Annotated in this window: 1 protein-coding gene (only partly in view); it reads left to right on the top strand. The window is 70.8% G+C overall.

The features are described 5' to 3' along the window. On the top strand, window positions 1-23,520 hold the 3' portion of the coding sequence (locus AC3ERS_RS08290) for a non-ribosomal peptide synthase/polyketide synthase (protein ID WP_431965147.1). 13,761 nt of this gene lie to the left of the window's left edge; the window shows 23,520 of its 37,281 coding nt (coding positions 13,762-37,281); its start codon lies off the left edge, out of view; its stop codon occupies window positions 23,518-23,520.

Here is a 23,520-nt window from a genome sequence, read left to right as displayed (position 1 = left end):
TTCGTCAACACGCTGGTGTTGCGCAACGAGGTCGATCTGGGCGGTAAGTTCAGCGATCTGCTCGAGCAGGTCCGGCGCACGGACCTGGCGGCGTTCGCGAACGCGGATGTGCCGTTCGAGCGTTTGGTGGATGTACTGAGTCCGGCGCGTTCGCAGGCGCATCATCCGCTGTTCCAGGTGGGATTGACCTTCGAGGCGGCCTCGGCCGCCGACATGGGCACTGTCGCGTTGCCCGGGTTGGATCTGGATGTCGTCGAGTTCGACGCGGGGACGTCGAAGTTCGATGTGCAGCTGACCGTGGGCGAGGCCCGTGACGGTGGGCTGGCGTTGTCGTGGAACTACGCGAGCGAGCTGTTCGACCCGGAGACGGTGTCCTCGTTCGCCGATCGGTTGGTGCGGATTCTGCGCGCGGTGGCCGAGGATCCGGCGGCGGTCGTCGGCGATATCGATCTGCTGGGTGAGGCCGAGCGGCTGGATGTCTCGCAGCGCTGGGTGTCGGCGGGCGCGGACGCCGGTGTGGGCCGGTTCGCCGAGGTCGGGGTGACGCTGGTCGAGCTGTTCGATGAGATGGTCACCGCGCATCCGCATCGGATCGCGGCGCGTTTCGGTGCGGACTCGCTGAGTTACGCGGAGCTGGATCGGCGCGCGAATGTGTTGGCGCGCAGGTTGATCGCCGATGGCGCTGGGCCGGAGTCGCTGGTCGCGGTGATCCTGCCGCGCTCGTTGGATCTGGTGGTGGCGCTGCTGGCGGTGGTGAAGACCGGCGCGGGTTATGTGCCGGTGGATCCGACCTATCCGGCGGACCGGATCGCGTATGTGCTGTCGGATTCGCGTCCGACCAGCGTGGTCCTGGACTCCACGGTCGAGGTCGAGATCCCGGCGGGCCTGCCCTCGGTGGTGCTCGACGGGTTCGCGGTGGAGACCGGCAATGTGGTCGACGCCGACGACGCGCCCATCACCGACGCCGATCGCCGCGCCGCGCTGACCCCGGACCATGTCGCCTACGTGATCTACACGTCGGGTTCGACGGGTCGTCCGAAGGGTGTGGCGGTCGCGCATCGGAATGTGGTGCGGTTGTTCGCGAATACCGATCGTGATTTCGGTTTCGGTCCCGATGATGTGTGGACGTTGTTCCACTCGTATGCGTTCGACTTCTCGGTGTGGGAGTTGTGGGGTCCGCTGCTGTTCGGCGGGACGGTCGTGGTGGTGGACTACTTCACCTCGCGTTCCCCGGAGCAGTTCCTGGAACTGCTGCGCGACGAGCGCGTGACGGTGCTGAACCAGACCCCGTCGGCGTTCTACCAACTGGCCGAAGCCGACCGCAATGCTGCCGCGGACGCCGCGCCGCTGTCGCTGCGGTACGTCGTATTCGGTGGTGAGGCACTCGAGCTGCGTCGCCTCTCGGATTGGGTTGCCCGCCACGGCGCTCCGTTGGATGGCCGCTCCGCAAGCTCCTCGGCTGGCGCTCCGGTGCTGGTGAACATGTACGGCATCACCGAGACCACGGTGCACGTGTCCTTCCGTGCCCTGGACGCGGCGACGATCGAGGCGGCCTCCGGCAGCATCGTGGGTCGCGCGATCGCGGGCCTGAACGTATACGTGCTCGACAACCGGCTGCGCCCCGTGCCGGTCGGTGTCGCGGGCGAAATGTATGTCGCGGGACCGCAGTTGGCGCGTGGCTACCTCGGCCGTCCCGACCTGACGGCCGCGCGTTTCGTGGCCAACCCGCTGGCGACCCCGGATGGTTCGGGCTCGCGCCTGTACCGCTCCGGCGACCTGGCGCGCTGGAACCGCTTCGGTGAGCTGGAGTACCTGGGCCGCGCCGACGATCAGGTCAAGGTGCGTGGTTTCCGTATCGAGCTCGGCGAGATCGAAGCCGCGGTGCTCGCTCAGCCGGGCATCGCCCAGGCCGCGGTCATCGTGCGCGAGGACCAGCCGGGCGATCAGCGGATCGTGGCCTACGTCGTCGCCGAACCCGAGGTGGTTCCCGACCTGGACGTGGTGCGTTCCGGTGCGGCCGAGCGGCTGCCCTCCTACATGGTGCCCTCGGCGTTGGTGCGCCTGGAATGGATCCCGCTGACCGTCAACGGCAAGCTGGACCGTCGCGCGCTGCCCGCGCCTGCCGCCCAGGCCAGGGCGTTCCGCGCCCCGGTGACGCCGGTGCAGGAGACGGTGGCCGCGGTGTTCGCCGAGGTGCTCGACCTGCCCCGCGTCGGCGTCGACGACGACTTCTTCGACCTCGGCGGAAACTCGCTGATCGCCACCAGGGTGGTGTCCAGGATCGGCGCGGCGCTCGGTACCTCGGTGCCGGTGCGCACGCTGTTCGAGGCGTCCACCGTGGAAGCCCTTGCCGCGCGGGTGGAATCGCACACCGGCGGCGACGGCCGCTCCCCGCTGGTGGCGCGCAAGCGTGCCGCGAGCGAACTGGTGCCGCTGTCCTACGCGCAGCAGCGCATGTGGTTCCTGAACAAGTACGACACCTCCTCGGCCGCCTACAACCTGCCGATCGCGATCCGGATGTCCGGCGCGCTCGACATCGAGGCGCTGCGGCTCGCGGTGGCCGACGTGGTGCGCAGGCACGAATCGCTGCGCACCCGCTACCCCGAGCACGGCGGCACGCCGGTGCAGGTCATCGTTCCCGCCGAGGAGATCGCGCTCGATCTGCATCCGGTCGCGGTGCCGCCCGCCGAGCTGATCGCCGCGGTGACCGAGTTCGTCACCGCGGGATTCGATGTGGCCGAACAGGTTCCGCTGCGCACCAGGCTGTACGCCGCGGGACCGGACGAGCACGTGCTCGTCGTGGTCGTGCACCACATCGCCGCCGACGGCTTCTCCATGGGTCCGCTGACCCGCGACGTCATGCTGGCCTACACGGCGCGCACCCAGGACAGCGCGCCCGGCTGGTCGCCGCTCGCGGTGCAGTACGCCGACTTCGCGGTCTGGCAGCGCGAGGTCCTCGGTGCCGAAGACGACGCCGACTCGCTGCTCGCGCGTCAGGTGGCCTACTGGCGGCGCGCACTGGACGGCGTGCCGGACGAACTGGCGCTGCCGACCGACCACCCGCGCCCCGCGATCGCCTCGCACCGCGGCGCGACGCTGCACCACCAGCTGCCCGGCGAGCTGATCGCCGCGCTCGACGAGATCGCCCGCGGCAGCGGCGCTTCGCTGTTCATGGTCATGCACAGCGCGCTGGCCGTGCTGCTGGCGCGACTGTCCGGCGGCGACGACATCGCGGTCGGCACGCCGATAGCTGGCCGTGGCGAGCAGGCGCTCGACGACCTAGTCGGCATGTTCGTCAACACCCTGGTGCTGCGCACCGGCATCGACAACGGCGAGTCCTTCACCGACCTGCTGGACCGGGTGCGGGCGACCGATCTGGACGCCTTCGGCAATGCCGATGTGCCGTTCGAGCGCCTGGTGGAACTGCTCGCGCCGGAGCGGTCGCAGGCGCGCAACCCGCTGTTCCAGGTGATGCTCGCATTCCAGAACCTGGATCGCACTGCGCTGGAACTGCCGGGCCTCTCGGTGTCCGCACTGGACCTCGAGGAGAACGTCGCTCGTTTCGACCTGCAGTTCACGCTGTCGGAAACCGGTTCCACCGGCATGACGCTGGCGCTCACCTACGCCACCGAGTTGTTCGACGCCGAGTCGGTGGCGCTGCTCGCGCAGCGTTTCGAGCGGCTGCTCGCGGCCGTTGTCGCGACGCCCGATCGCGCTGTCGGTGATATCGCGCTGCTGGACGAGGTCGAGGTCGAGCGGGCACTGCGCGGCTGGAATGACACCGCGCGGGGGATCGGTTCGGCGGCAACGCTGGTCGAGCTGTTCGCGGCGCAATCGCAGGCTACGCCTGATTCGGTGGCGATTGTCGATTCGGCCGACGGTAGTTCGCTGACCTATGCGGAGTTCGGTGCTCGCGTGCATCGGTTGGCGCGCAGGCTGATCGAGGCCGGTGTCGGTCCAGAAAGCCTTGTCGCGCTTGGTTTGCGGCGTTCGGTCGACTTCGTTATCGCCGCGTACGCGGTGCATGAGGCCGGTGGTGGTTATGTGCCGCTGGATCTGGATCAGCCTGCCGAGCGGGTAAACTATGTCCTCGAGTCGGCGGCACCGGTCTGTGTGCTGACGACCGCGCGCGATGGCTTCGATGGTGTGGAGCTGCCAACGCTGTCGATCGACGAGCTGGATTTGTCCGGCTACTCCGCCGAGCCGGTCTCGGCTGCTGAGCGGATCGCGCCGTTGCGTCCGTCGAACCCGGCGTATGTCATCTTCACCTCTGGTTCCACCGGTCGCCCTAAGGGGGTGGCGGTGCCGCATTCGGCGGTGGTGAATCAGATTCGCTGGATCACCGGTGAATATGGCATCGATGCCGAAGATGTGGTGCTGTTCAAGACCCCCGCGACATTCGATGTGTCGGTGTGGGAGTTGTTCGGTCCGCTGTCCACCGGTGGCCGCATGGTGGTCGCCAGCCCGGATGGCCATCGTGATCCGCAGTATCTGGCGGATGTGATCGCGGCGGAGCGGGTCACCATGACCTCGTTCGTGCCGTCCATGCTGACCGTGTTCGCGGGTTACGTCGATACCGCGGGTCTCAGCGCCGAACTGGGTTCGTTGCGCCTGCTGTTCATCGCCGGTGAGGCGTTCACCTCGGATGCGGTTCGAGCGATCCGCAAGGTGTCCGAGGCGGAGCTGTATAACCTGTACGGCCCCACTGAATTCACTGTGCACGCCACCCACGGCCCGGTCGCGTCCGCGGTCGTGGGCGCGGTGCCGATCGGTCTGCCGGTGTGGAATGCCCAGGCGTACGTACTTGATTCGCGCCTGCATCCGGTCGCACCGGGTGTTGCGGGTGAGCTCTATCTTGCGGGCGCTCAGCTGGCGCGTGGTTACTTCGGTCGTACGGATTTGACCGCGGACCGCTTTGTGGCCAACCCATTCGGTACAGGGGAGCGCATGTACCGCACGGGTGACCTGGTGGCCCGGGATGCCGATGGTGCGATCGTCTACATCGGCCGCACCGACTTCCAGGTGAAGTTGCGCGGCCTGCGTATCGAGCTCGGTGAGATCGAAACCGCCCTGACCGCATTCGATTCGGTTTTCCAGGCGGTCGTGCTGGTCCGCTCGGACGCGCGCACCGGCGATCAGCTCGTCGGCTATGTGGTGCCCGCCAACGGCACCGCCGTCGATCTCGGCGATCTGCGCACCCGTTTGGCCGCGCACCTTCCGTCGTACATGGTGCCGTCGGCCATCGTGGAGCTCGACGCCATGCCGCTCAACCCGAACGGCAAGCTGGACCGTAAGGCGCTGCCGGAGCCGGTGTTCGCGACCGAGGTCGTGTTCCGCGCCGCCCGCACGCCGGTCGAGCAGATCATCGCCGAGGTGTTCGCCGAGGTGCTCGGCGTGCAGCGGGTCGGCGTCGACGACTCCTTCTTCGCGCTCGGCGGCGACAGCATAGTCTCGATTCAGCTCGTCTCGCGCGCCAGGGCGCGCGGCGTGGTGTTCACGCCGCGGCACGTGTTCGAGCAGAAGACCGTCGCGGGCCTGGCCGCGGTGGCCGAGACCGCCGACGCGGCGGCCCCCGCCGTCGCCGCGCTGGCCGAATTGCCCGGCGGCGGTGTCGGTTCCATGCCGCTCACCCCGGTGGTGCGATTCATGGCCGAGCGTGACGGCTCCTTCGGCCGGTTCAACCAGACCCTGGCGCTGGAGCTGCCGCTCGGCATCGACCGCGCCGGCATCGCGACGACCGTCGGCGCGGTGATCGACCGGCACGACATGTTGCGTTCGCGGCTCTACCGCGACGGCGACGACTGGGTGGTGCGTACCGCCGAGCCCGGCGCCGTCGATGTGGACGCGTTGATCGAGCGGGTCGAGTTCCCGGCTGCGGCCACCGACGACGAGCTGCTCGACATCGCCTCCGCCGCACTGGATTCCGCGCTGGACCGGCTTGACCCCGCGGCCGGTGTGGTGGTGCGGTTCGTGTGGCTGGACCCCGCCGGCGGCGGCCGGATGGGCCGTCTGATCGTGGTCGCCCACCACCTGGTGGTGGACGGCGTCTCCTGGCGCATCCTGGTGCCCGACTTCGTCGCGGCATGGGGCCAGCTGACCGCCGGGCAGCAGCCCGCGCTGGTGGCTCCGGCGACCTCGATGCGGGCCTGGGCGAACGCGCTGGAGCGCGAGGCCGAGAGCCCGGCCCGGGTGGCCGAACTCGACTACTGGCGCGCGGTGACCGACACGCCCGATCCGCTGCTGACCGAGCGTCCGATGGACCCCGCGGTGGACGTCTCCGGCGCGATCGAGAAGGTTCAGGTCGAAATCTCCGCCGAGGTCACCAGGGCGCTGCTCACCACGGTGCCCGCGCTGTTCCACGGCGGCGTGAACGACGGCCTGCTCACCGCGCTCGCGCTGGCGACCGCGAAGTGGCGGTCGATCCGGGCAGGCGCGCGCACCGACGACGCGCTGCTGATCCGCCTGGAAGGCCACGGCCGCGAGGAAGACGTCGTCCCCGGCGCCGACCTCTCCCGGACGGTCGGCTGGTTCACCGCCATCTTCCCGGTGCGGCTCGACCTCACCGGCGTAGACGTGGACGGCGCCCTCGCAGGCGGCCCCGAGCTGTCCAAGGCCGTGAAGGCGGTCAAGGAGCAGCTGCTCGCGGTGCCGGACAAGGGCATCGGCTACGGCCTGCTGCGCTACCTCAACCCGCGCACCGCCGCCGAGCTGCCCGCGCAGCTGCCGGGCCAGGTGAGCTTCAACTACCTGGGCCGCGTCTCCGACACCGATGTGCCCGAGGCGCTGCGCGGCTTCGGCTGGACCCCGGCGCCGGAACTCGGCGCGCTCGGCGGCGCCTATGACGCCGACATGCCGGCCATGGCCCCGCTCGACGTCAACGCGATCGTGGTGGGCGACAAGCTGACCGCGAACATCGGCTTCCCCGCCACCCTGCTCGCCGCCGCCGAGGTGCGCGAGTTCGCCGAGCTGTGGACCTCCGCGCTGGAAGCGGTCGCCAGGCACGCGAATTCGACCGGAGCGGGCGGGCACACGCCGTCCGACTTCGCCCTGGTGCGCGCGAGCCAGCGCGACATCGAGGTCTGGGAGCGGCGCTTCCCCGCGCTGGCCGACGTGTGGCCGCTGTCCGCGCTGCAGGCGGGTCTGCTCTTCCACGCTCGCCTCGCCGCGAGCTCGGTGGACGTCTACACCGCGCAGGCGGTGCTCACCCTCACCGGCCGGGTCGACGCGGCCCGGCTGCGGGCCGCCGCGCAGGCGCTGGTGGACCGCTACGAGAACCTGCGCACCGCGTTCGTCAGCGACAACGACGGCAACCCCGTCCAGGTGGTGCTCGACAGCGTGCGGGTCGCGTGGGCCGAGCACGATCGGACGGCGACCGGTTCGGCCGCCGACCTGATCGAGGCCGACCGCATGCGCCGGTTCGACCTGGACGCGCCGCCGCTGATCCGCTTCACGCTGATCCAGGTGGAGGACCACCGCTGGCAGTTCGTGGTGTCCAACCACCACATCCTGCTCGACGGCTGGTCGATGCCGCTGCTCATGCGCGACCTGATCGTGCTCTACGCGGTGCACGCCGACACCACCGCGCTGCCTGCCGTGCGCTCCTACCGCCACTTCCTGGATTGGACCGCGCGCCAGGATCATTCGGCCTCGCTGGCCGCGTGGTCGACGGCGCTGCGCGGGGTGAGCGAGCCGACGCTGCTCGCGCGCCCCGACGCGGGTCGCGAGATCACCGCGCTCTCCGGCGAGTACCTGTTCGACCTCGACGAGGCGGCGACCGCGCGGCTCACCGCGCTGGCGAGCTCGCTCGGCGTCACCCCGAACACGGTGCTCCAGGTGGCCTGGGGCATCCTGGTCGGCCGCGTGACCGGCGCCGAGGACGTGCTGTTCGGCACCACCGTCTCCGGCCGTCCGGCGCAGCTGTCCGGCGTGGAATCCATGGTGGGTCTGTTCATCAACACCGTGCCGGTGCGGGTGCGCTTCGATCCCGCGGAGTCCGCTCGCGACCTGCTGGTCCGCACCCAGGGTGAGCAGGCCGACCTGCTCGACCACCACTACATCGGGCTGGCCGACATCCAGTCCGCCGCGGGCGTCGGCGCGCTGTTCGACACCCTCGTGGTGTTCGAGTCGTACCCGGTGGACGCCGAGGGCATCCGTGCCCAAGCCGCCGACATCGACGGCATGGCGGTGGCCGACCTGGAGGCCGCCGACGCCACGCACTACCCGCTGACGCTGATCGCCCAGCTGGATTCGCGTCTGCGCATCCGCGCCGGCTACCTGCGCGACCTGTTCGACGAGCCGACCGTGCGCCGCATCGCCGACCGCCTGGTCCGGGTGCTCGCCGCCGTCACCGCCGATCCCGGTGTGGCCGTCGGCGACATCGAGCTGCTCGACACCGCGGAGCGTGAGCTCGTGGTGTCCGGCTGGAACGAGACCGCGCACGAGGTCGACGCGACGGCGACGCTGGTGTCGAAGTTCGAGGCGCAGCTGGCGAAGACGGCCGCGGCGACCGCGCTGACCTTCGAGGGGACAACTCTGTCCTACGACGAGTTCGCGGGACGGGTGTATCGCCTGGCGCGCTGGCTCATCGAACGCGGCGTCGGCCCGGAGTCCTCGGTGGCCCTCGGCATGCGGCGCTCGATCGACCTGGTGGTCGGCATGTACGCCGTCACCGTCGCGGGCGGTGCGTACGTGCCGCTGGATCCGGATCACCCGGCCGAGCGCACGGAATACATTCTCGCCACGGCCGATCCGGTGTGTGTGCTGACCTCGGGCAGCGACCTGGAGATCGACACCGCGCAGGTGCGCATCGATCTGCTCGACCTGTCCGGTGTGTCCGAGGCGCCGGTGACCGACGCCGAGCGGCGCGCCCCGCTGCGTCCGTCGAACACCGCGTACGTGATCTTCACGTCGGGTTCGACCGGTCGCCCGAAGGGCGTGGCGGTCTCGCACGCGGCGATCGTGAACCGCCTGGTGTGGATGCAGTCCGAGTACGGCCTCACCGAGTCCGACGCGGTGTTGCAGAAGACGCCCGCCACGTTCGACGTGTCGGTGTGGGAGTTCTTCTGGCCCTTGCAGATCGGCGCGCGTCTGGTCGTCGCCAAGCCGGACGGCCACCGCGATCCCGCGTACCTGGCCGAGGTCATCGCGACCGAACGGATCACGGTCACCCACTTCGTGCCGTCCATGCTCGCGGTGTTCGTGAGTTCGATGGCGTCGTACGCGGGTCCCTCCGTGGTTACGCAGGCTGCCTCCTCCGGGCCCGTCGCTCCCGCCGCGGCCGCCGCGGCCGCGGCCCGCTGCGACGCGCTGCGCATGGTGTTCGCCTCCGGCGAGGCGCTGCCGCCCAAGCCCGCGCACCGCCTGCGCGAGCTGACCGGCGCGGAACTGCACAACCTGTACGGCCCGACCGAGGCCGCGGTCGACGTCACCTATCACCGGGTGACCGAGGCCGACACCGACACCGTGCCGATCGGCGCCCCGGTGTTCAACACCCAGGTGTACGTGCTCGATTCGCGGCTGCGGCCCGCTCCGGTGGGCGTCGCGGGTGAGCTGTACCTGGCGGGCACTCAGCTGGCGCGCGGCTACGTGGCGCGGCCGGATCTGACCGCCGATCGCTTCGTGGCCAACCCGTTCGCCGATGGACAGCGCATGTACCGCGCCGGCGACTTGGTGGCGTGGACCGCCGACGGCGAGCTGGAGTACCTGGGCCGCACCGACTTCCAGGTGAAGCTGCGCGGCCTGCGCATCGAACTGGGCGAGATCGAGTCGGCGCTCACCGCGCTGGACGAGATCGCGCAGTCGGTGGTCGTGGTGCGCGGCGATCAGCGCACCGGTGATCAGCTGGTGGCCTACGTCGTCGCCGCGCCGAACGCGCGCGTCGACGGCGACGTGGTGCGCGAGGACCTCGGCAGGCAGCTGCCCGCCTACATGGTGCCCGCGCTGGTCGTGGTGCTCGACGAGTTCCCGCTCAACGCCTCCGGCAAGCTGGATCGCAAGGCGCTGCCCGCGCCGGTGTTCGAGGCCGCGGTGTTCCGCGCGCCCACCACGCCGGTCGAGGAGATCGTCGCCCGTACCTTCGCCGACGTGCTCGGCCTGGACCGGGTCGGCCTGGACGACGACTTCTTCGCGCTCGGCGGCAACTCGCTCACCGCCACCCAGGTGGCGGCGCGGCTGTCCGCGGCGCTGGAGACCGATCTCGGCGTCCGCGAGCTGTTCGAGGCCTCCACCGTGGCGGCCCTCGCGGCGCGCACCGAGTCGAAGGCGGGCGCGGGCGCCAGGTCGGCGCTCGTCCCGCAGCGGCGGCCCGAGCGGGTGCCGCTCTCGCTGGCGCAGCAGCGCATGTGGTTCCTCAACCGCTTCAACATGGGCGGCAACGCGGCCGAGCACAGCGCGGCGGCCGCGGCCGACAACATCCCGGCCGCGGTGCGGCTCTCGGGTCTGCTCGACCGGCAGGCGCTGCAGGTCGCGGTGGCCGACGTGCTGGCACGGCACGAGTCGCTGCGCACCTACTACCCGGAGATCGGCGGCGTCGGCTACCAGCAGATCGTCCCGACCGGGCAGGTGATCCCGGATCTCTCGCCCATCGATATCACCGAAGACGAACTGCCGCAGCGGCTTTCCGAGGTCGTGCTGACGGCGTTCGACGTCACCGCCGAGGTGCCGTTCCGGGCGAGCCTGTTCGAGATCAGCCCCACCGAGCACGTGCTCGCGCTGGTGGTGCACCACATCTCGGCCGACGGCTTCTCCATGGGGCCGCTGACCAGGGACGTGATGATCGCCTACAGCGCCCGCGTGGACGGCGAGGAGCCCGCGTGGCGTCCGCTCGAGGTGCAGTACGCCGACTACGCGCTGTGGCAGCGCGCGGTGCTCGGCGCCGAGGACGATCCGGACTCGCTGGTCGCCGGTCAGGTCGAGTTCTGGCAGAACGAATTGGCCGGGCTGGTCGAGCAACTGGACCTGCCCGCCGATCGCCCGCGGCCCGCGACCGCGTCCAACCGCGGCGACACGGTGGCCTTCACCGTGGACCCCGAGGTGCACGCGGCGCTGCGCGCGCTGGCGCAGCAGCACAATTCGACGCTGTTCATGGTCGTGCACGCCGCGCTCGCGGTGCTGCTCTCGCGCCTGTCCGGCACCTCGGACATCGCCATCGGCACGCCGATCGCGGGCCGTGGCGAGCGCGCGCTCGATGACCTGATCGGCATGTTCGTCAACACGCTCGTGCTGCGCACCGAGATCGAGCCCGGTGTCGCGTTCGAGGAACTGCTGCGCACCGTGCGGCGGGTGGACGTAGACGCCTTCGGCCACGCCGACGTGCCGTTCGAGCGCCTCGTGGAGGTGCTCGACCCGGTGCGTTCGCCGGGCAGGCACCCGCTGTTCCAGGTCGGCCTGACCTTCCAGAACACCGCGCCGACCGTGCTGGAGCTGCCCGGTCTGACGGTGTCCGGCGTGGACATGACGGTGCCGCTGGCCAAGTTCGACCTGCAGCTGACGCTGGAGGAGAAGCTCGGCGCGGACAGCGGCCCGCAGGGCATGTCCGCCGAATTCAGCTTCGCCACGGACCTTTTCGAGGCAGGCACGGTGCGCGCGTTCGCGGATCGCCTGCTGCGCGTCCTCGGCGCGGTCTCGGCCGACGCGAGCGTGGTGGTCGGCGACATCGACCTGCTCGCCCCCGGCGAGCGCGAACTGGTACTGCGCGAATGGAACACCGAGGGCGTCGACGCGCCCGCGGTCACGCTGGTCGACCTCATCGGCGCGCAGGCGCAGCGTCGACCGGACGCCCCCGCGGTGCGTTTCGGTGAGACCACGGTCTCCTTCGGCGAGTTCCAGCGCGCGGCCAACCGGATCGCGCGTGCGCTCATCGAGCTCGGCGTCGGAGCGGAATCGAAGGTGGCGGTCGCGGTTTCGCGTACCGAGGAACTGCCGATCGCGCTGTACGCGGTGCTGCTGACCGGCGCGGCCTACGTGCCGATCGACACCACCTATCCGGTCCAGCGGCTCGAGTTCACCCTCGCCGACGCCGCTCCGGTGTGCGTGCTGACCACCGCGGCGGACGCGGACGCCGTTCCGGCGGGCGAGATTCCGCTGCTGCTGCTGGAGCAGACCGCGGAGCAGTCCGACGCGCCGGTGACCGATGCCGACCGCGTCCGGCCGCTGCGCCAGGACAACCTCGCCTACGTCATCTACACCTCCGGTTCCACCGGTGTGCCCAAGGGCGTCGGCGTCTCGCACCGCAACGCGGTGGAGCTGTTCGCGAACACCCAGCCGCTGTTCGGCTTCGACGAGTCCGACGTGTGGACGCTGTTCCACTCGTTCGCCTTCGACTTCTCGGTCTGGGAACTGTGGTGCGCGCTGGCCTACGGCGGTTCGGTGGTCGTGGTCGACTACCTCACCTCGCGTTCGCCGGAACTGTTCCGCGAGTTGCTCGTTCGCGACAGGGTCACCGTGCTGAACCAGACGCCGTCGGCGTTCTACCAGCTGGTGGAGGCCGATCGGGCGGCGAGCGCCGCCGACGACGACGGCGAATTCGCGCTGCGCCACGTGATCTTCGGCGGTGAAGCGCTCGATCTGCGCCAGCTGCGCCGCTGGTACGAGCGCCATCCCGCGGACGCGCCGCGCCTGGTCAACATGTACGGCATCACCGAGACCACGGTGCACGTGTCGTTCCTGGCCCTGGACGCGCAGGACATCGACAACCCGGCCAGCGTCATCGGCCGCGCGTTGCCGGGGCTGAGCGCCTTCGTGCTCGACAACCGGCTGGCGCCCGCGCCGGTCGGCGTCGCGGGCGAGATCTACGTGACCGGTGCGCAGCTGGCGCGCGGCTACCTCGGCAGGCCAGGCCTCGCCGCGAGCCGCTTCGTCGCGAACCCCTTCGGGGAGCCCGGTTCCCGGATGTACCGCTCCGGCGATGTCGGCCGCTGGTTCGGCGACGGCGACGCGGCCAACCTGGAGTACGCGGGCCGCAGCGACCAGCAGGTGCAGCTGCGCGGCTTCCGCATCGAGCTCGGCGAGATCGAGTCGGCGCTGGTGCGCTGCGACGGCGTGCGCCAGGCCGTGGTGCTGGTCCGCGCCGACGGGCACGCGGGCGATCGCCTGGTCGGCTACGTGGTGCCGGAGACCGGCGTCGCGATCGATCCGGCCGTGCTGCGCGACGCGGTCGCCGAATTCCTGACCGCGTACATGGTTCCGGACGCCCTCGTGGTGCTGGACACGCTGCCGCTCACCCCGAACGGCAAGCTGGACCGGCGCGCGCTGCCGGAGCCGGAGTTCGTCAGCACCGCGGCCTTCCGCGCGCCGAGCACCCCGATCGAGCAGGCCGTCGCCACGGTCTTCGCCGATCTGCTCGGCGTCGACGAGGTCGGTCTCGACGACGACTTCTTCGCGCTCGGCGGCAACTCGCTGCTGGCTACCCGGGTGGTCGCGCGCATCAACGAGGCGGTCGACGCCGACCTCGCGGTGCGCGAGCTGTTCGAGGCGCCGACGGTGGCCGCGCTCGCCGCGCGCACCGCGGCCAAGGCGGGCAGCGGACGGCGCCGCGAACTGGTCGCCGGGCCGCGGCCGGAACGGATTCCGCTGTCGCTGGCGCAGCAGCGGATGTGGTTCCTCAACCGCTTCGACAACCAGACCGCGGTCAACAACATCCCGCTCGCGGTACGGCTCACCGGCGCGCTCGACACCGACGCGCTGCGCAGGGCAGTCGCCGACGTGGTCGACCGGCACGAGGTGCTGCGCACCGTGTACCCGGAGACCGCCGACGGCCAGGGCGTGCAGGTCGTGCTGCCCGCGGGCCAGGAGAACCTGGACCTGACCCCGATCGTGGTGTCGGAGACCGAGATTCAGGAGCGCATCGGCGAGCTGGCGCTCACCGCATTCGACGTCACCGCCGCGGTGCCGGTGCGCGCCGCGCTGTTCCGCATCGCCGGTTCGATGGACGGCTCCCAGCCGGACGCCCACGTGCTGGTATTCGTGGTGCACCACGTCTCCGGTGACGGCTGGTCGATCGGCCCGCTGGCCCGGGACGTGATGATCGCCTACGCGGCGCGCTCGCGCGGCGAGGCGCCAGGCTGGGCGCCGCTGCCGGTGCAGTACGCCGACTACGCGCTGTGGCAGCGCGAGACGCTCGGCTCCGAGGACGACGCGGACTCGCTGATCGCGGCGCAGGTCGCGTACTGGTCGCAGAACCTCGCGGGCCTGCCCGACCAGCTCGACCTGCCGTCGGATCGCAAGCGTCCCGCCGTCGCGTCGAACCACGGCGGGGTCTACGAGTTCGAGATCTCTGCCGAGCTCGCGCAGGCGGGCGAGGCACTGGCGCGCGAACACGGCGCGAGCCTGTTCATGGTCGTGCACGCGGCGTTCGCCGCGCTGCTCTCGCGCCTGTCCGGCAGCGACGACATCGCCATCGGCACCGTGGTCGCAGGCCGCGGTGAGGCCGTGCTGGACGACGCCATCGGCATGTTCGTCAACACCCTGGTGCTGCGCAGCGCCGTCGACCCGGCCCAGCCGTTCGCCGAACTGCTCACCAGGACGAGGGAAGCCGACCTCGCCGCGTTCGGGCACGCCGACCTGCCCTTCGAGCGGCTCGTCGAGCTGCTGAACCCGGCGCGTTCGCAGGCGCGGCACCCGCTGTTCCAGGTGATGCTCTCGTTCCAGAACACCGGCGAGACCACCTTCGAGCTGCCCGGCCTCGAGGTCTCGGGCGTGCCGCTGGACGTGGTGACCGCGAAGTTCGATCTGCACCTGAACTTCACCGGCACCGCCGCCGAGGGCATGAAGGCCGAGATCGCTTACGCCACCGACATGTTCGACGGCGCCACCGTGGCCTCCTTCGCCCAGCGCCTGGTCCGCATGCTGGACGCGGTGGTCACCGATCCCGCGGTGCAGATCGGCGACGTCGACCTGCTCGACGCGGGCGAGCGCACCACCGTGGTGCAGACCTGGAACGCCACGGCGCGCCGGGTCGACCTGAATGCGACCCTGGTGTCGATGTTCGAGGCGCAGGCGGCGCTGACGCCGGACGCGACGGCGCTGACCTTCGAGGGGACGAGTCTGTCCTACGCCGAGTTCGCCTCGCGCGCACACCGTTTGGCGCGGCTCCTGATCGCCTCGGGCGTCGGGCCCGACTCGCTCGTCGCGCTCGGCATGCGCCGCTCGCTGGAGCTGGTGATCGGCATGTACGCGGTGAGCATCGCGGGCGGCGCGTATGTGCCGCTGGATCCGGATCACCCGGCCGACCGCACCCGCTACGTGCTGGACCTTGCCGACCCGGTGTGCGTGCTCACCACCTCGCGGGACGGCTTCGACGCGGGCGCGGTCACCGCGCTCGAGATCGACACGCTCGACCTGTCGGCCTACGACGACGCCCCGGTGCAGGACGCGGAGCGCCGCGCCCCGCTGCGGCCGTCGAACACCGCGTACGTGATCTTCACGTCGGGTTCGACCGGTCGCCCGAAGGGTGTGGCGGTCTCGCACGAGGCGATCGTCAACCGCCTGGTGTGGATGCAGTCCGAGTACCGGTTGGACGGCACCGACGTGGTGTTGCAGAAGACCCCGGCGACGTTCGACGTGTCGGTGTGGGAGTTCTTCTGGCCCTTGCAGATCGGCGCGCGCCTGGTGGTCGCCAAGCCGGACGGCCACCGCGACCCCGGCTACCTGGTCGAGGTGATCAAGCGCGAGTGGGTCACCACGGCGCACTTCGTGCCGTCGATGATGTCGGTGTTCGTCGCCGAGGAACGCGCGGACGAATGCACCAGCCTGCGCAACGTCTTCGCCTCCGGTGAGGCACTGCCCGCGGTGACGGCCCAGCGCTTGCAGGAGCTGACCGGCGCCCGTCTGCACAACCTGTACGGCCCGACCGAGGCCGCGGTCGACGTGACCTATCACGAGGTCACCGAGGACGACACGGTGTCGGTGCCGATCGGCGCCCCGGTGTTCAACACCCGCGTGTACGTGCTGGATTCGCGCCTGCACCCGGTGCCGGTCGGCGTCGCGGGTGAGCTGTACCTGGCGGGTATCCAGCTGGCGCGCGGCTACGTCGCTCGGCCGGATCTGACCTCGGATCGGTTCGTGGCCAACCCGTTCGCCGCGGGCGAGCGCATGTACCGCACCGGCGACCTGGTCACCTGGACCAAGAAGGGCGAGCTGGAGTACCTGGGCCGCACCGACTTCCAGGTGAAGCTGCGCGGTCTGCGCATCGAGCTCGGCGAGATCGAGGCCGCGCTCACCGCGCTGGATTCGATCGCCCAGGCCGTCGTCGTCGTGCGCTCGGACGAGCGCCTCGGCGACCAGCTGGTCGGCTACGTGATCGCGACCGCCGGTCAGGTCATCGACGTCGAGTCCGTGCGGACCGAACTGGGCGGCGAGCTGCCCGGGTACATGGTGCCTTCGGCATTCGTGCTGCTCGACGAGTTCCCGCTCAACGCCTCCGGCAAGCTGGATCGCAAGGCGCTGCCCGCGCCGGTGTTCGAGGTCAAGGCGTTCCGCGCGCCCTCGACGCCGATCGAGGAGATCGTGGCGGGCACCTTCGGCGACGTGCTCGGCGTTGCCCGCGTCGGCCTGGACGACGACTTCTTCGAGCTGGGCGGCAACTCGCTGGTCGCCACCCAGGTGACCGCGCGCCTCGGCGCGGCGCTGGACACCCAGCTCACGGTGCGTGACCTGTTCGAGGCGTCCACCGTGGCCGCGCTGGCGGCCAGGGTCGAGCGCATCGCCGGGTCCGGCCGGTCGCGTCCGGAACTCACCGCGGCGGAGCGGCCGGAGCGTATTCCGCTCTCGCCCGCGCAGGCGCGGTACTGGTTCCTCAACCAGTTCGACACGGCCACCTCTGCGGTGGACAACATCCCGCTGGCCGTCCGGCTCTCCGGCGCGCTCGACGTGCGCACGCTGGAACAGGCGATCGGCGACGTGTTCGCCCGCCACGAGGTGCTGCGCACCGTCTACCCGAGCTCGGCGGACGGTCCGCACCAGGTGATCCTGCCGGTGAACCTGCCGCAGCTGGATCCGGTCCAGATCGACGAGTCGGAGCTGATCGAGCGGGTCATCGCGTTCGCCATGACCACCTTCGACGTCACCACCGAGGTGCCGCTGGCCGTCGCGCTGTTCCGCATCTCCGAGCAGGAGCACGTGATCGCGTTCGTCGTGCACCACGTGTCGGCGGACGGCGCGTCGATGGGTCCGCTGGCCCGCGACCTGATGGCCGCCTACGTGGCCAGGGTCGGCGGCGACGCACCGCAGTGGACGCCGCTGCCGGTGCAGTACGCCGACTACGCGCTGTGGCAGCGCGCGGTGCTCGGCTCCGAGGACGATCCGGAGTCGGTGGCCGCACGCCAGGTCGCCTACTGGAAGTCCGCGCTCGCCGGGCTGCCCGATCAGCTGGAGCTGCCCGCGGACCGGCCGCGCCCGCCCGCGCAGTCGTTCCACGGCAAGGCGCTGCGCTTCGAGCTCTCGCCGCAGCGGCACACCGAGCTGGCGGAGCTGGCGCGCGCCAACAACGCCTCGCTGTTCATGGTCGTGCACGCGGCGCTCGCGGTGCTGCTCGCGCGGCTGTCCGGCACCGACGACATCGCGGTCGGCACGCCGATCGCGGGTCGCGGCGAGCGCGAACTCGACGATCTGATCGGCATGTTCGTCAACACGCTGGTGTTCCGCACCACGGTGCAGCCTGGCGACCGTTTCGCCGACCTGCTCGCCGACGTGCGCGAACGCGACCTGGAGGCGTTCGCCAACGCGGACGTTCCGTTCGAGCGCCTCGTCGAGGTGCTCAACCCGGAGCGCTCCACCGCGCGCAACCCGCTGTTCCAGATCGGCCTGTCCTTCCAGAACCTGGCCGAGACCACGTTGACGCTGCCCGGGCTCCAGGTGAGCGCGGTCAACTTCAACTCGCAGCTGGCCAAGACCGACCTGCACGTGACGCTCTACGACCGGTACGCCGACGACGGCACCCCGGCCGAGATCATCACCGAATTCGGTTACGCCACCGACCTGTTCGACGAGGCCACGGTGCAGGGCTTCGCGGACCGGTTCGTTCGGGTGCTGGACGCGGTGATCGCCGACGTGACGGTGCCGGTGGGCGAGATCGACCTGCTGGCCGACGCGGAGAGCGAACGGATCCTCCGCACCTGGAACGACACCGCGCACGCGGTGGACACCGACGCCACGCTGGTGTCGCTGCTCGACGCCGCCGTGGCCGAGGCCGCGCCCGGCACCGTCGCGCTGGTCGCCGACGCGGCTTCCGGCGAGCGGACGCAGCTGACCTACGCCGAGCTGGATGCTCGGGTGAACCGGTTGGCGCGGTACCTGATCGGGTGTGGTGTGCGTCCGGAGGATCGGGTGGCGTTGGCGATTCGTCGTTCGGCGGATCTGGTGATCGCGATGTACGCGGTGGCCAAGGCCGGTGCGGCGTACGTGCCGATCGATCCGGATCAGCCGGTGGATCGCGTCGACTACATCCTCGGCACGGCCGCGCCGGTGTGCGTGCTGACCACGGCCAGGGACGCGTTCGAGACCGCCGCGGCGGAAACTGTCGCGATCGACGAGCTGGATCTGTCCGCTCACTCGGATGCCCCCGTCGCGGACGACGAGCGCAATGGTGTGCTGGCTGCGGCGAATACGGCGTATGTGATCTTCACGTCGGGTTCGACGGGTCAGCCCAAGGGTGTGGCGGTGCCGCACGGTGCGATCGTGAACCAGTTGTTGTGGAAGTCGGACGAGTTCGGTCTCGACAGTGAGAACGTGGTGCTGTTGAAGACGGCGGCGACGTTCGACCTGTCGGTGTGGGAGTTCTGGTCGGCCGCGGTCAGTGGCGGTCGCCTGGTGATCGCCACCGCCGACGGGCACCGCGATCCGGCGTACCTGAACGAGCTCATGCGTTCGACGGGTGTGACGACGTTGCACGTGGTTCCGTCGATGCTGGACGCGCTGCTCACCGAATCCGAAGGGCGCATGCCGAATTCGCTGCGACGCATCCTCGCCATCGGCGAGGCGCTGCCCGCGGCGACCGCGCAGAAGTTCCGGCGCGCCAACGCGGCCGGTCTGTTCAACCTGTACGGCCCGACCGAGGCGGCGGTGTCGATCACCAACCACGCCGTCACCGCGGCCGACGAGTTCTCGGTCTCGATCGGCGCGCCGGAGTGGAACAGCCAGGTCTACGTGCTGGATTCGCGCCTGCGCCCGGTGCCGGTCGGTGTCTCCGGCGAGTTGTACCTGGCCGGTGCGCAGTTGGCGCGCGGCTACTTCGCCCGCCCCGACCTGTCCGCGGAACGGTTCGTCGCCAACCCCTTCGGCGAGCACGGCGCGCGGATGTACCGCACCGGTGACCTGGTCGCATGGGCTCCTGCATCGCGAAGCGATTCGATGGGGGGCGGTGGCCGGGCGACGGGTGGGCGCGCGGGCGGTGAGCTCGAGTACCGGGGCCGCACCGACTTCCAGGTGAAGATCCGCGGCTTCCGCATCGAGCTCGGCGAGATCGAGGCCGCACTCCTGCGGCAGGACGCGATCGCGGCGGCGGCGGTGCTCGCGCACAACGATCCCGGCCTCGGCGATCGGCTCGTCGCCTACGTCGTGCCGTCGGCGGCCGGAATCGACCCCGAGACCGGCGAACTGGACAAGCGCAAGCTGCAATCCGCGCTGGCCGCGGAGCTGCCGTCCTACATGGTGCCCAGCGCCTTCATGGCGCTGGAAGCCTTGCCGCTCAACGCGAACGGCAAGCTGGACCGCAACGCGCTGCCGCAGCCGACGTTCGAGAAGGCGGCGTTCCGCGCGCCGGTGACCCCGGCCGAGCAGCTCGTGGCGGGCGTGTTCAGCGACGTCCTCGACGTCGAGCACATCGGCGCCGACGACGACTTCTTCGCGCTCGGCGGCAACAGCATCCTGTCGATCCAGCTGGTGTCGCGTGCCAAGGCGCTCGGCGTCGAGTTCAGCGTCCGCGACGTGTTCGACCAGCGCAGCGTGGCCGCGCTGGCGGCCATCGCGACCGCCACGCAGGCCGAGCGGGAACAGCCCGCCGAACTGCCCGGCGGCGGTGTCGGCGAGATGCCGCTGCCGCCCGCGGTGGCCGCCGCCCTCGCAGGCGGTGCGCCGTTCCGGCGGTTCGCGCAGTCCGCGCTGCTTCCGCTGCCCTCCGCGCTCGACTGGTACACACTGATCGACGCGCTCGAGGCCCTGTTCGACCGGCACGACGCGCTGCGCACGACACTGCGCGCGGAGGGCGAAGGCTGGGTGTTCGAGGCCGTGCAGCGGGTCGAGGTGGAGCCGCTGCTGAGCGAGGTACGGGTCGAGAAGAGTGCCGAGTTCGCCGATCTGCTCGCGGCCGAGCGTGCCGCGGCGGTCGACCGGCTCGACCCCGCCGAAGGCGTGATGGCGCAATTCGTGCTGTTCACCTTCGCGGACAACCGTCCCGACGAATTGCTGGTCGTGACACACCGTTTCGCGGTGGACGCGCCGTCCTGGCGGGTCCTCCTCACGGAGCTGATCACGGCGGCCGAGCAGCTCGGCGTCGACGCGCCGCTCGAGCTGCCCGCCACCGGCACCACCCTGCGGCGCTGGGCGCACAGCATGGCCGCAGGCGAGGCCGCCGCGCACGAGGCGGAACTGCCGTTCTGGCAGGAGATCTCGGCGACGGACGAGCCGCTGCTCGGCGCGCGGGCGTTCGATCCCGCCATCGACACCGCGGCCACCGTGGACCGGGTGCGGATCGCCGTGCCCGCCGAGGTGACCGACGCGGTGCTGAATACCGCGCCCGCCCGCTTCCACGGCGCGGCCGCCGACGGCCTGCTCGCGGCATTGGCCATGGCGCTGGTGCGCTGGCGTGGCGATCAGCAAGGCACCGCCGCGCTGGTCCGTCTCGCGGGTGACGGGCGCGCCGCGTACGCCGCGGGCACCGCGCACCTGGACCGCACGCTCGGCTGGTTCGACCTCACCCACCCGGTGCGGATCGACCTGGACGGCGCCGACCTCGGCGACGCCTTCGCGGGCGGAGTCGCGGTGGACCGCATCGTGAAGACGGTCAAGGAGCAGCTGCTCGCCGTGCCCGACCACGGGCGTGGTCACGGTCTGCTCGGGCTCGCCGACACCGCGCAGGTCGGCTTCCGCTACCTGGGCGCGTTGCCCGCCGAGATCGTCACCGTCGCCGATCCCGCCCGGCCCGCGGCCGCGGCGCTCGACATCGACGCGGTGGTGCTCGACGGTGCGAGCGGACCGGAGCTGGTGGCGTCGTTCGCCTTCCCGAGCGGCCTGCTCACGGCCGAGCGCGTCGGCGAACTGGCCGAGATCTGGGTGTCCGCGCTGACCGCGCTGGCCACCCGCGTCCGCAGGCCCGAGGCGGGCGGCCACACGCCGTCCGATATGCCGCTGGTACGAGTCGGCCAGACCGACATCGAGCTGTGGGAGCGGACCTACCCGGGCCTCACCGAGGTCTGGCCGCTCACGCCGCTGCAGTCCGGTCTGCTCTTCCACGCGCTGATGACCACGGCCACCGTGGACGTCTACAACATGCAGGCCGTGGTGGAGCTGACCGGCGAGGTGGACGCCGAGCGGCTGCACGCCTCGGCGCAGGCGCTGCTCGATCGTTACCCGAACCTGCGCACCGCGTTCGTCACCGACGCCCAGGGGCAGTCCGTGCAGATCGCGATGGACGGGGTCGAGGTGCCGTGGCGCGAGGTGGATCTCACCGATCTGCCCGAGGCCGAGCGGGAGGCCGAGCTGCGCAGGCGGCTGGCCGAGGATCTGGCGCAGCGGTTCGACATGGCCGTGCCGCCGCTGGTGCGCTACGGCCTGTACCGCACCGCCGCCGACCACTGGCACCTGGTCATCAGCACCCACCACGTGCTGCTGGACGGCTGGTCGATGCCGCTGCTGATGCAGGACCTGCTGGTGCTCTACGCGGTGCGCGGCGACGCCTCCGCGCTGCCGGAGGTCGCGTCCTACCGGACGTTCCTGGAGTGGCTCGCGGGCCGCGACCTGAACGCCTCGCTGCGCACCTGGGCCGGCGCGTTCGAGGGACTCGACGAGCCGACCGAGCTTGCCCCGCAACCGCGTTCGGCCGAGGAGTACCAGACCGGCAAGCTGGTCACCCACCTCGACGCCGACCACACCCGCAGGCTCACCAAGCACTGCGCGGAACTCGGCATCACGGTGAACACCCTGGTGTCGGCCGCCTGGGGCATCCTGCTCGGCAGGCTCACCGGACGCTCGGACGTATCCTTCGGCGCGACGGTGTCGGGCAGGCCCGCTGAGCTGCCCGGCGTCGAATCGATGGTCGGCCTGTTCATCAATACGCTGCCCGTCCGGGTGCGCATCGATGATCGCGCCACCATCGAGGATCAGCTGCGGCAGTTGCAGCGCGAGCAGGCCGATCTGCTGGATCACCACTACGTCGGCCTGGCCGACATCCAGCGGGCCGCAGGGGCCGGGTCGCAGTTCGACACGCTGTTCGTGTTCGAGTCCTACCCGATCGATCGCGAGGCGATCGAGGCGGCGAGCTCGATCGACGGCATGTCGGTGACCGGGGTGGACGTCAGCAACACGACGCACTACCCGCTGACGCTGAAGGTGGCGGCCGAGTCGATCCTGGAGATCAGCCTCGAGTACCTGCTCAGCCGGTTCACGGCCGAGGAGGTGCAGACGCTGTCCACCCGGTTGGTGCGGGTGCTCGACTCGCTGCTCGGCGACCCGTCCGGGCTCGTCGGCGACATCGACATCCTGGACAGCGCCGAACGCGCCCAGCTGCTCGCCGAATCCGGTGTGGCGACGGCGGCCGCGGTGCCGGAGTCGGCGAACCGGGTCGGCACGCGGACCGTGGCCACCGTGCTCGCCGATGTGGTCGAGGCGGATCCGCAGGCGCCCGCACTGCTCGTGGACGGCGACGAGATCGCCTACCACGTGCTGGATCGGCGTTCCTCGCAGCTGGCTCGGGTGCTGATCGCGCGGGGCGCCGGTCCCGGCGACGTCGTCGCGATGGCGCTGCCGCGCGGTGTCGACGCCGTGGTCGCGGCCTGGGCCGTGCAGAAGGCGGGCGCCGCCTGCTTGTTCGCCTCGGGCCTGAGCGCGGACGAGATCGCCGCGGCCGGAGCGGGTTTCGGGATCGGCGCGGAGCCTGCGGCGGAGGGCGCGGTGCGCTGGCTGGTGCCGAGCGATCCGCAGGTGCAGACCGAACTGGCCGCCGCCGCCGGACACCCGGTGTCCTACGCGGACCGGGTGCGCTCGCTCGGCGAAGAGCACCCGGCCTTCGTGGAGCTGGTCGACGGCGCGCCGGTCGCGCTGAACCAGACCGAGGCGCTCGATCTGGCCGAGCGGATCCGCGACGAGAATGCGATCGACTACGAGTCGACCACGTTCACCACCGCCGCCGCGGGCCGCGCCGCCCTCTGGGAGTTCGTGGCGACGTCCACCGCGGGCGCACTCTCCGTGCTCCCCGCGGCCGACGACATCGCCGACGACCTGGCCGACGGCGAAGTCACCCACTGGTTCGTCGCCCCCGGCGAACCGACCGACGCCGCCGACGAAGAGATCCGAATCATCGTCGCGGAGTGA

The organism is Nocardia sp. bgisy134 (assembly GCF_057708325.1).
The sequence above is the reverse complement of the archived record's forward strand: the minus strand, read 5'-3'. Positions and strand labels throughout refer to the sequence as shown.